The organism is Flavobacterium sp. (assembly GCF_046317795.1).
Classification (GTDB): domain Bacteria; phylum Bacteroidota; class Bacteroidia; order Flavobacteriales; family Flavobacteriaceae; genus Flavobacterium.
Genome location: NZ_JBKCVI010000076.1, coordinates 1 through 14,118 on the forward strand (window position 1 = coordinate 1; position 14,118 = coordinate 14,118).

General features: G+C 41.1%; 2 protein-coding genes and 1 pseudogene. 2 read left to right on the forward strand and 1 reads right to left on the reverse strand.

Features of this window, described 5'->3' with window-relative positions:
• Window positions 1–1,783: pseudogene (locus ACK5ON_RS04575) on the forward strand (hypothetical protein); the annotation flags it as partial.
• Window positions 1,784–2,132: 349 nt separating this feature from the next.
• On the forward strand, window positions 2,133–13,547 hold the full coding sequence (locus ACK5ON_RS04580) for a BspA family leucine-rich repeat surface protein (RefSeq protein WP_409820304.1): 11,415 nt from the start codon (window positions 2,133–2,135) through the stop codon (window positions 13,545–13,547).
• 86 nt (window positions 13,548–13,633) lie between these two features.
• On the opposite strand, the gene ACK5ON_RS04585 is transcribed toward ACK5ON_RS04580, so the two are convergent.
• Window positions 13,634–14,050: a His/Gly/Thr/Pro-type tRNA ligase C-terminal domain-containing protein gene (locus ACK5ON_RS04585; protein WP_409820306.1), complete on the reverse strand. Its 417-nt coding sequence runs from the start codon at window positions 14,048–14,050 to the stop codon at window positions 13,634–13,636.
• Window positions 14,051–14,118 lie beyond the last annotated feature (68 nt).

The following is a 14,118-nucleotide window of genomic DNA, read 5'->3' on the forward strand; positions in this document are numbered from 1 at the left end:
CATTACCAATTACAATGCCTCTTATACTTATACTGCTTCACCTTCAACTGGTGTAGTGATATCAGGGGCAAATGTCTCAGCTCCAGCGGGTACGTATACCATTTCAGCTTCTTTTGCAGGTTGTTCCTCTCTACCCTCTGCTAGTGTGACGCTCAATGCTTTACCAACGAATACTTGGAATGGTTCTACTTGGTCCTTAGGTTCTAATCCTACAAATTCTCAAGTTGTTGTTTTTGCTGGAAATTACACTTCTTCAACAGATTTAATAGGATGCTCTTGCATCATTAATTCTGGAACTGTAACTATCAGTGCTGGAAATACATTAACCATAACCAATGCGGTTACGGTAACACTTGGTACGTTAATCTTTGAAAATAATTCAAGTTTAGTGCAAATCAATGATGCTTCAATCAATACTGGAACTATAATTTATAAAAGAAACTCTTCACCACTCAAACAATATGATTTCACCTATTGGTCATCTCCTGTGGCTAATACACCTTTAAGTCAATTAGCCACAAGTTCCGTATTTTATTCATTCAGCCCAACTATTAACAACTGGGTTAACGAATCAGCCGCTACAATTATGGCCCCTGGAGTGGGCTATATAGCAAGAGCTCCCAATAATTTAACGTATAATCCAACTCAAGTGGTAGAAACTGTTTTCTCGGGTATTCCTAATAATGGTGTCATTTCAACATCAATTATAAAAAGTACAGGAACATATAATCTACTTGGAAATCCATATCCATCAGCTTTAGATATTGATTTGTTCTTGATCGATCCTAGTAATGCTGGCGTAGTTAATGGTACTATTTATTTGTGGACGCATAATACGGCAATAACTAATAATGTTTATACGTCTAATGACTATGCTAAATATAATTTTACAGGGGGTGTTAGAACGGCAACTTCTGCTATCACTGGAGGTTTTTTACCTACAGGAAAGATTGCATCTGGTCAAGGATTTTTTATCGAAGCTAATTCGTCTTTAGCGAATGGAACTTATACCGCTACCTACAGAAACGCAATGCGTATAGCATCAAATAATTCTCAATTCTTCCGAACAACTGATGCTTCTAACTCAGATAGTTCTATTTCTAGTTCATTAGAAAAACATAGAATTTGGTTGTCTTTATCTAGTGCCCTTGGTTCCTATAATGAAATGTTATTGGGATATGTCGAAAATGCTACTAATGATTTTGATACTTTATTTGATGGAAAAACTTTAGCTGTAGGCAATCCCGTTTCACTATTTACGACGGTTGGAACCGATGATTTATCCATTCAAGGGAGAGCGCTTCCATTTAATGGTTCAGAGATCATTCCGCTAGGATACAGCACCACAGTAAATGGGCAATTAACTGTTAATTTAGAAAATTATGATGGGTTATTCTCCAATCAAGAGGTGTATTTGTTGGACAAATATTTGAACATTTGCCATAATATAAAATCTGGAGTTTATAATTTCACCACTACAAATGGAACTTTTAGAGATCGTTTCGAATTGCGATTTACCAATACGACTCTAAATACCAATACGCCAAGTTTTGATTCCTCTCTGATTTTGGTAACTAATGATAAAAAACTTAGTATTTTTTCAGGTACGTATACTATTACTAAAGTAGAAATTTTTGATTTGCTTGGTAAAAAACTATACTATGACGATAAACTAAATACTAATAATCATCAGGTAGAACTACCGATTGCAACTCAAGCTATTATAGTAAAAATAACAACAGATACTAATGTAACTACGGTCAAAAAAGCAATGATTCATTGAAATTAGACAATACTATAATTTGAGGTATTGATTACTATCAAAAAAATTAATTGTATTAAACATTAAAAGGTTTGGAGCGTTCCAAACCTTTTTTTTGTGTTTCATAGTTATACAATTCCAAGTATTTATAAACCTTTTTTTTATAAATAAAAATAGAATAACTGAGTTTAGAAAAAAATATATTTGTAAGTCTTTTATATGTTTTAAATTAAATATTATGCATTTCATCGATTTTTTTATGTATTTTATCGATTATATTTAAAAATATTCTAGTTTTGAATTGTCAAATAAAATCAAATGAAGCACATACCACTTCATTTAAATAATAAACCATAATAATCCCAGAGTTATGAAACAATTATTACTTAAATCGAAAAAATCAAACTTGCCGTTTTCCTTAACAGAAAAAAAACAAGTTAAAAAAAGTTCATTTTCTATCACAGCAAATATGCTTAAGTGCCTGTTTGTTGTGTTATCGCTAACTCCTTTTGCCGAAGTAAGCGCCCAATTCAACTACTTGGACATGGCTGGCAATTATCAGGAACCAACTTCGGGATATAGTCTCCGAAGATTGAGCAGCACTTATAACGGTAGCGCCGTTCAGGTTCGTAGAACCGGCGATAATGCTTTAAAAGATATTGGCTTTGTGTATAGTAGCTATTGGGGATTAACTCGCGATCTCGATACCGCTTCCTTACTAGCATTTACCGATGCAGGTAATGTGTGGGATGCAGGGGTGTCTATCAGTGGAGCCAATTTATACTATAATAAACAATTGTCCAATGGCGACCTATTGGTTGCTTCATACAATACCAACAGAATACATCGCTCAACGGATAATGGACTGACCTGGGACGCGGGTGTGTTGGTTGCTTCGGGTGCAGGTATCAGGGGCATCACACAATTGGCAAATGGTAGTTTGGTAGTTACGGGCTATCTTGACAATAAAGTATACCGCTCTACCGATAATGGTGCCACTTGGGATGCTGGTACACTCATCGCTGCAGGCGCAGGTTTGAGTGGCATAACGCAACTATCAAACGGTCATGTTTTAGCAATAGGCACTTTAACTAATATAGTATATCATTCTACTGATAACGGCGCCACTTGGAATGCCGGTGTATTGGTTGCGGCAGGTGCTGGCTTAAGCGGTATCACACAATTATCCAACGGTACCCTACTCGTTACCGGAAACACCTCCAACAAAATATATCGTTCTACTGACAATGGTGCCACTTGGGACGCAGGTACAACGATTGCCGGAGCAAGTTTAAACGGAGTAATACAATTAGCGAGCGGGCATGTGGTAGCGGTGGATAATACGGCAAATAAAATTTACCGCTCAACAAACAATGGAAGCACCTGGGATGCCGGTTCGCTAGTTGCTACTGGTGCTGGTATCATTGGTATCTCTCAGTTGGCCAATGGTGATGTGATTGCCTCTGCGACCAATGGAAGAATATATAAGTCAACCAAATTGAGTGCTTTTGTGCGAATTTGGTACGACCAAAGTGGCCGCAATTTACAAGCCACTCAAGCATCGGTGTTTCTTCAGCCCCGAATTGTAAATGCCGGTGTAATTGAAACCGCCAATGGAAAACCCGCTGTTTACTTCGCGGGATCTGATTTTCTCCTTTGCAACTCGCCGACTCCCTTTCCAACAACTGGCTTTTCTGGTTTTACAGCCAATATCGTAGCCAAATGGACAACGGTTGGTACTTCCTTAAGCAGTTCTCAAACTTTACTAGATAACAATTATAATGGTACGCAGGGCTTTGTAATTCGAGACAGACCGGATTTACCTAGTAAACCGGCATCGTTTGGTATTACTGTGTCCCCTGGCACCCTTTCTACTGTTTCCGACAACACACAAACCGGAAATGGAACTACCCGTATTCTTTCGTTTGGTGCCAACAATACCACCGTTTCTGGTTTTAAAGAAGGTGTTGCTATGGCCACATCCGCCATTTCTGGAACAAATTATGCGCTGCAAAACACATTTGGGATTGGGGCTAGTTATAATAATGGCGCCATTAGCAATTATTTGACGGGGCATATTTCCGAAATCATCATATTATCCCAGGCCCCTGACTGCAATTTCAATAGTACTGAATGGGATCAAGGAGATTATTATAACACCACCGTTTCAACAGTAACAGGAGTAACCCATGGCCAACCCACCGCACCAGTATCGGTATGTGATAATACACCTATGGTACCCATAACTTTTGCCACAACTGGTATTAGCGGTATTGATGTTACAACTTATGGAGGTAATCCTTGGTTGCCTTCTGGTGTAACCGCCTCCTATTCGAATAATCTAGTTACCGTTAGTGGAACACCCACCCAAGCAGGCATATTCTATTGCTGGGTCCCTTTGACTATTGCCAATCCAACCGCGTGTTCCGGAACCTTATCAATTTATGGGGGTGGTACAATTACGGTAGTTTCAAATTCTGTATCTGCCGCATCTGCTGCGCCAACGGTTTGCACAAATTCGGTACTGTCTGCAATTACCCATACCACAACGGGGGCAACCGGCATCGGCTCACCCACTAATCTTCCTCCAGGTGTTTCAGCGGCTTTTTCCAACAATACCATTACCATTAGCGGTACACCAACTGCGTCCGGCACTTTTAATTATACCATTCCTTTAACAGGCGGCTGCGGGGCTGTAAACGCAACAGGCACCATTACCGTAACAAATACCGGCACCATTAATACCGCTAGTGCAGCTTCGAGCACACCAACCCTTTGTGTTGGATCAGTGTTAACACCTATTACACACACCACTACCGGTGCCATAGGCATTGGTACTGCAACCGGGCTACCGGCAGGTGTTACAGCCAGCTGGGCTAATAATGTGATCAGCATCAGTGGTACGCCAACAACATCGGGTACTTTTACATATAGTATTCCGCTCATAGGTGGTTGCGGCGCCGTAAACGCCACCGGAACCATTAATGTGAACAGTTCTGGTGCAGCCAACACTGCTGGCACAGCTTCAAACAGCCCAACGATATGCGCAGGGCAAGTGCTCCCCAACATTACACATACTACCACGGGAGCCACTGGTATTGGTACGGCAACAGGATTGCCCGGTGGTTTAAGCGCAACTTGGGCAGGCAATGTTATTACCATTAGCGGAACACCTGTAGGGTATGGAACCTTTAACTATGCCATTCCTTTATCTGGGGGCTGCGGCACTGTGTCGGCAACGGGTACCATTACCCTCAATGCCACCCAACCTTATATTTCGAGTTCGCTGCCCATTACCGCCGTTGGCACGGTAAGTGACCTTGCCGGGCAAAGCAGTGGAAATATAGATGGCACAGGATCCGCTGCAAGGTTTAGGCAACCTACGGGATTAGTTTCCGATGCGCTTGGCAATCTTTATGTAACCGATCAGAGTAATAACAATATACGTAAAATAACCCCTGCCGGAGTGGTGTCTACTTTTGCCGGCAGCAATACGGCTACTCCTGTACAGGGTTATGTAAATGCTACGGGCACTGCCGCCCGATTCAATAATCCCTATGCTATTGCTATAGACCGGTTTGGAAATTTATTTGTTGCTGATGTGGGGAATAATGTTATCAGAAAAATAACTGCGGATGGTGTAGTAAGTACCTACGCAGGTACTGGGGCTGTCGGAAACACCAACGGCTCTGCGGTGTCTGCCACGTTTAATTCTCCTACTGGTGTGGCAACCGATGCCGCAGGTAATGTTTATGTGGCCGATCAGGGTAATTATGTGATTCGCAAAATTACACCGGCGGGTATAGTAAGCAACTTTGCGGGCAGTGGCGCAGTAGGGAATTACGATGGCTCTGGCGCGACAGCTTCTTTTTCTTACATAGAACAGATGTGCTCAGATGCTTCCGGCAATTTATATGTGTACGATAATTTCATCATTCGTAAAATTACCCCTTCTGGTATGGTAAGTACCATAGCAGGTAACGGAAACCAAGGCAATACCAATGGTTTTGCTCAGGTTGCCAGCTTTGGTTGGATGCAAGGGATAGCTGTAGATGCAGCTGGCAACATTTATGTATCTGATACAGATAATAGTACTATTCGCAGGATAACCCCAGCAGGTATAGTAAGTACATTGGCGGGCAGCACTTATGGCTATGCCAATGGTGTAGGCGCTGCGGCGCAATTTAGGTACCCTAGGGGATTAGCCATCGATCCATCTGGTAATTTATTTGTAGCAGAATCATGGATTACTAGAAGAATACGTAAAATAGTGATTGCAGAAACGGTGGGTGCCTGTATCGGCGACGCAGTTGTATTCACTGGAAACGGCGGTACCGGCTATACATGGTCGGGCCCGCAAGCCATTACCAATGGAGTTTCTTTTACTATATCAGCCGCCGGCACGCATACCGTTGCGGTTAGCAACGGAAGTTGCAGTCCGGTTACCATAGCTATAACCGTTAATGTTAACCAGCCAACCGTAACTGCAGCCAGCAACCCAAGCGTATGTGTTAGCACGATCTTGCCTACCATTACAAGAACTACTACAGTTGCTACCGGTATCGGAGCTGCAACGGGGCTTCCTACGGGAGTAACAGCCACATGGGCAGCAAATGTACTTACCATCAGCGGTATACCTACTGATATCGGAACTTTTAATTATTCCATTCCTTTATTGGGAGGTTGCCCGTTCAATGCAACAGGTACCATTACGGTAAATGACAATACAGTTTCTGCTGCCTCTTCATCGCCTACTTTATGTATCAACACGCCTTTAACACCCATTACGCACACAACTACGGGCGCGACAGGAATTAGTATTATATTAGGATTACCAGCTGGTGTAACAGCAGCTTGGGCAAGTAATACCATCACCATAAGTGGTACACCAACACAAATGGGTACTTTTAACTACAGCATACGCTTAGCAGGTGGGTGTGGTATTGACTATGCCACCGGCACCATTAGGGTGACTTCCAACTCAGTAACCAATACCGCAGGATCAGCAGCCAGCTCACCTACCGTATGTATCAATACTGCATTAACGAATATCACGTTCGCTACTACACTCGCCACTGGAATAGGAGCGCCAACAGGTTTACCAACCGGTGTAACAGCCAACTGGGCAAGTAATGTCATTACGATTAGTGGCACGCCTACAGTTTCTGGTAGTTTCCCCTACAGTATCCCATTAACAGGAGGTTGTGGAGTGGTAAATGCAACAGGAACCATTACCGTTAATCCAACGAATACAGCGGGAGCGGCTTCAACAACACCTACAGTATGTATCAATACAGCTTTAACAAATATCACCCATACAACCACAGTGGCAACCGGTATTTCCAATGCTGGAGTAGCTGGAGCCAATGGATTACCTGCTGGCGTAAGTGCCTCATGGGCAAGTAATACCATTACCATTAGTGGAACACCAACAGTAACTGGAACATTTAACTACAGCATTCCTTTAACAGGAGGTTGCGGAGTAGTAAATGCAACAGGAATGATTACGGTTACTACAAGCAATACTATATCAAGAACCTCGGCATTAGGAACTGAAGCACAGACAGTATGTATAGGTTTACCAATAACTACTATTACCTACGCAACTACCGGAGCAACCGGAGCAACCGTTACCAACCTTCCAACAGGAGTAACAGCCAACTGGGCAGCGAATGTTTTAACAATCAGCGGTAGCCCAACAGTAGCAGGAACTGCACTTACCTATACCGTAACGCTAACTGGTGGTTGTGGCAGTACAACCACTACAGGTACCATAACAGTTAATGGATTGACTAACGCCAGTTGTGGTGCCTTTATCACCCGCTGGAATTTAGCTACAGCTGGTAGTGGTGCTACTCAATTAACTTTTGGTACCGCAACCAGTGGTACCGTAAATTACTACTGGCAACAAGTAACCGGTGGTACAGCAACGGGTTCGGGCTCCTTCTCAGGATCTACCTTGACCATTACTGGTTTGCCAGCTGGGGCTACCATACGTTTGGGTATTTACCCAACCAATTTTCAAAGAATAAACATCAACAATGGTGCAGACAGAAGCAGATTATTGGATGTAGAACAATGGGGAACAACGGTATGGACCAGTATGCGTTTAGCATTTACTGGTTGTAACAACTTAAATATAACCGCTACCGACCTTCCTGTCTTAACTTCCTGCACAAGTATGCAAAGCATGTTTCAAGGTTGTGCAACCTTAAATGGCCCTGCAAATATCAATTCCTGGAATACTGCTGCTGTAACTTCTATGCAATGGATGTTTAGGAGTGCCACTGCCTTTAACCAAAACATAGGTAGTTGGAATACGGCGGCTGTAACCAATATGGAAGCTTTGTTTTATAGTGCCACTGCCTTTAACCAGAATATTGGTAGTTGGAACACAGGAGCGGTAACGGATATGAGTAGTATGTTTCTGGGTGCTACTGCTTTTAACCAAAATATTGGCAGTTGGAATATTGCAGCAGTAACAATTATGTCTGGTATGTTTTCTGGTGCTTCTGCTTTTAACCAAAATATTGGCAGTTGGAATACTACAGCGGTAACCAATTTGAGTTCAATGTTTAGCGGAGCCACTGCCTTTAATCAAAACCTAGGCAACTGGAACTTGAATGCCAATGTTTTTTTGAGCAATATGCTCAACAATTGCGGGATGGATTGTTCCAACTATGCTGCCACGCTTGTGGGGTGGAGTGCCAATCCAAGTTGCCCAACCGTTAGAACACTTGGTGCTACTGGTAGAACTTATGGGCCACAAGCCACTGCTGCCAGAGCCAATTTGGTTGGAGCTAAAGGATGGACCATTACAGGTGATGCAGTCAGTGCCAACGGTTGTGGTGCCTTTGTCACCCGTTGGAATTTAGCTACTGCCGGTAGTGGTGCTACCCAATTAAGTATTGGTACTGCAACCAGTGGTACCGTAAATTACTACTGGCAAGAAGTAAGTCCAGGTACAGCAACAGGTTCGGGCTCTTTCTCAGGATCTACCTTGACCATTACGGGTTTACCAACTGGTGCTACTATACGGTTAGGTATCTACCCCACCAATTTTCAAAGAATAAACATCAGCAATGGTGTAGATAGAAGCCGATTATTGGATGTAGAACAATGGGGCTCAACAGTATGGACCAGCATGCAAAGCGCATTTTTTGGTTGTAATAATTTAAACATAACCGCTACGGACATTCCTGTTTTATCTTCGTGTACTAACATGAGTAGTATGTTTCAAGGTTGTTCGTCCTTAAACGGCCCTGCTAACATCAATTCTTGGAATACTTCAGCGGTAACGATTATGACTTCGATGTTTAATGGTGCATTATCCTTCAATCAAAGCATTGGCAGCTGGAACACTGCATCAGTAATCACCATGCAAAATATGTTTGTTTGGGCTTCTTCATTTAACCAAAATATTGGAAGTTGGAATACTGGAGCGGTAACGAATATGAGTTCAATGTTTAGCAGTGCCTCGGCCTTCAATCAAAATATTGGCAGTTGGAATACTGGAGCGGTTACTATCATGAGTTCGATGTTTATTAATGCAACAGCATTTAACCAAAACTTAGGCAGTTGGAATTTGAATGCCAGTGTTAATTTGACTAATATGCTCAACAATTCCGGTATGGATTGTGCCAACTATTCCGCCACACTTGTGGGGTGGAATGCCAATGTAACCTGCCCTACGGGTAGAACACTTGGTGCTGCTGGTAGAACTTATGGCCCTACAGCCACAGCAGCCAGAGCCAATTTGGTTCTAGCAACCGGCAGTGGCGGTAAAGGATGGACCATTACAGGTGATACGCCTTTTGCTGTAGGAGCAGCCAGTTCTTCACCAACCTTGTGCATCAATACTGTTTTAACAAACATTACACATAACACCACTGGCGCCACCGGAATTGGAGCTGCTACTGGTCTGCCTGCAGGAGTAACGGCTGCATGGGCTTCTAATGTAATTACCATTAGCGGTACGCCAACTGCATCGGGTACTTTCAACTACAGCATTCCATTAACAGGTGGATGTAGTTCGGTGAATGCAACAGGTACGATAACGGTAACACCAAACAATACTATAGGAGCGGCTTCATCAACGCCAACGATTTGTATCAATACTACCTTAACGAACATCACGCATACTACCACAAGCGCTACAGGAATAGGAACTCCAACAGGTTTACCTGCCGGCGTAACGGCTGCTTGGGCAAGTAATACAATTACAATTTCAGGAACACCAACGGCTTCTGGAACCTTCAACTATAGCATTCCTTTATCGGGCGGTTGTGGTACTGTAACTGCAACTGGTACGATTACGGTTACTCCAACCAATACAGCGGGAGTGGCTTCATCAACACCCACTGTGACCATCAATACTGCTTTAACCAATATTACGCATGCTACAACTGGTACTACAGGTATTGGTGCAGCAACAGGATTACCCACTGGTGTTACAGCACTATGGGCAAGTAATACCATTACCATTAGTGGTACCCCAACAGTAGTAGGGATTTTCAACTATAGTATACCATTAACTGGTGGTTGTGGTGCTGTTAATGCAACTGGCACCATAACGGTAACAAGAGATACCGATGGTGATGGTGTTGGAGATACTGCCGATGGAGATGATGACAACGATGGAATTATCGATACCTTAGAATGCTGTATTGACTCAGATGGCGATGGCGTGACTGATACTCTTGATATTGATGATGAAAATGATGGCATTCCAGATATTGAAGAAGCCGGATTTAAGGCATACAGTAACGGAAAATCAATAATGGATAGAAGCAGCGCTGCCACTTGGGTTGATGCTAATGCCAACGGAATTAATGATTTTATTGATGCGATGATTACAGCTGGGACTTATCTTTTACCAGACACAGACGGAGATGGAGTGCCAAACTACAGAGATTTAGATAGCGATAATGACTCACTATTTGATGTAGATGAAGCCAACCTATTGAATGGCGACGGCGATAGTAATGGGGATGGAAAAGGTGACGGATTAGACACTGATGGAGACGGTTTACTAAACCTTTATGATAACTCCGCTTCGAATGGAACAACGGCTAGAGCTTATGCACAAGATACCGATGCCAATGGAACTCCAGATTATATGCAATTAGATTCTAATAGTGACGGTGTAAAAGACATCGCCGACACATTAAACAGTGCATTGGATACCAATAATGACGGAAAAATAGATGGCACTGTTGATGTTGATAACGATGGTTTACTAGATGCTTTCGATACGAATACAGCGGTGAAAGGTTCTCCAAGAAATTTAAATAGAAAACTATACTTAGATTTTGATGGCCGTAATGACTACGGGCAAGATGCTACTGCTCTTGGTGTTTTGGCTAACGAAACCATCATGGCTTGGATTGATTTGAATAGCACTTTCTCTGCCACTGGAGTAGTAGCAGGACAACCTGGTTTCCAATTGAGAATCAACAGCAGTAGAAATTTAGAAGCAGTTGTCAATGGCACTACGGTAACATTCAATACTACCGCATTGAACACTTCACAATGGTACCATGTAGGTGCCATATATAATGGTTCAACAGTAAAATTATACCTCAATGGTGTAATGGTGGCTAGTGGTGCCGCTTCAGGAAATATTGCTTCTGCTGTCTTAACCTTAGGTAAAAACCCAAGTGCTGATTCAAACTATTTCAGAGGAAAAATAGACGAGGTTAGAATATTTGATGTGGCTTTGACTGACTTACAATTCCAAAGAATGGTGTATCAAGAAGTGCAAAATACGGGTTCGCAAGTGCGAGGTACAATTGTCCCTAAAGACATTCAATCTCTACCTTATGCCAATTTGTTGAGAAACTACAGAATGGATGCTTATACAGATGATATCGTTGACGACGTTACAACCGCTACTGTTGATACAGGAACGGGAATGAAAATATACAACAACAAAGCTATCAAAGTTCAAGAGGCTCCAATACCTTTTGTAACGAGAACAACAGGTACTTTCGCTACTGCCATAAACGATCCTTCAAAAGACATTCGTGGCTTGGATGTGATGGATTTTAATTATTCGATTGTTCAAGTAAAACATGACATCAGCGAAACTGCTAATGTAACTAACTTAGGTATGTTGGTTGATCCTAACATAACCATTACAATGAACAACGACACGAAAATCCAAAACGATTGGTATTTAAAATTGGATGGAAAAATTGACTTAGTTGGAAAATCACAATTGATTCAAACTGCGAATAGCGATTTAGATGCTACAAGTGCTGGATTTGCGGAAAGAGACCAACAAGGAAATCGTAAACTATTTAACTATAACTATTGGTCATCGCCTGTAAGTTCAATTAACAATAGTACTGTTAATCATGGGTTCACTATAAACGGAGTGATGAAAGATGGTACTACAGCTACACCACAAAACATAACTTGGACAAGTGGTATCAACGGAGCAGCTACAAGCCCAATCACATTGAGCAGTTACTGGATATTCAAATTCCAAAATTCCACTAATACTTATGCTAACTGGTCTTCCGTGGGACAAAACGGAATCTTGCTTCCTGGACAAGGTTTTACTATGAAAGGAAGTGGCGTTTCAACTCCTAATCAAAACTATACTTTTGTTGGTAAACCAAATAATGGAACAATTACCTCTACTGTAGGAGCTAATAACTTAAACCTATGTGGTAACCCTTATCCTTCCGCAATTGATGCAGACCAATTTATTGATGACAATGTTGCTAGTATCAATGGTACTTTGTTCTTCTGGGAACACTTTGACACAAATTCTTCTCATAATACAATTGAGTATCAAGGTGGTTATGCAACTTATACAAAAGTAGGTGGAACAGCTCCAGTAGCTCCATTAGGAACAAGTGGTTTAGGATCGAGTAGTAAAACTCCAAATAGATTTATTCCTGTAGGACAAGGTTTCTTTGTAACGGGTTCACCTACTGGAGGAACAATTACATTTAATAATGGTCAAAGACTATTTGTGAAAGAAGATAATGAAAATTCATATTCTTTGTTCAGAACAAATGCTAACCCTACAGTTTCTTCTAGTGCAGCAAACTATAATGCTAATGACAGTTTTACAACTGAAGAGTTTATGAAATTGCGATTGGGGTACACCTCTACTAACAATTATCACAGACAAATTTTATTAGGATTTATGGAACAAAATGCAACAGCAGGATATGATGAAGGATATGATGGAATTAGCATCGAAACACTTACGAACGATATGTATTTCATTAACGGAACAAGAAAATTAAACATTAATGGTGATGGTTTCTTCAATGTAAACAACATATATCCAATTGGTGTTAAAAATGCAACTTCTGGTAATGTTACTTTCGAAATTGATGGAAAAGAAAACTTTAGCGATAGTCAAGAAATTTATATTCACGATAATGTGACCAATACATACAACAGTATCAAATCACAACCTTATCAGGTAAATCTTCCAGCAGGAATTTACGATACTCGATTTACGTTACGATTTACTAATGGATCGTCACTTGGCACAACTGACAATGAAGAAAACCAAGGAATTGCGGTATTACATTCACAATCAAATAACATGATTACTATTAAAAATGTGTTACAACAAGTGACTGTAAAATCAGTTTCATTATTCAACTTATTAGGACAACAAGTAACCAATTGGAAAATTGACAACCAAAACCAAGCCGAAATTCAACTAAAAGTATCTGATGTAAGTGCAGGAACGTATATCGTAAAAGTATTTACAGATGGTGGTGAAATCACGAAAAAAATCTTGGTTAAAAAATAATTCTATTTGCTTTTTATTTGACACTAATCTGCATTTTAAAAAAAAATCCCCATTCGGGGATTTTTTATTTTATATCTTTTGTCAAACTATTCAGAGAGTTTATGAATGAGTTCCTCACTATTTAATTGCATTTGCTCTCCAGTTTGAATGTCTTTTACCATAAAGTTCATACCGATAATTTCTTTCACTACAAATGGAATTCCACGTCGTTCTGCATGTTTAAATTGCTTATCAATCTTAGCGTTATCAGGATACATTTCGGCTTTGATGTTTTGATTTCGAAGTAATGTAATGGTTTTCATAGCGTCAAAAGTTTGGCTTTCGCCAAAATTTAAAAACAATACTTTGGTAGCAATACTAACCGTTTGTGGAAATAAATTCAATTCCTCTAAAACCAAATAAATTCTGTCTAATCCAAACGAAATTCCAACACCACTCATGTCCTTTAAACCGAAAATTCCAGTCAAATCATCATAACGACCACCGCCGCCAATGGAACCCATCGATACTCCGGTTGGCGGTGCCTCTTCAAAAATATATCAGGTATAATAATTCATTGAATGGTGTATTT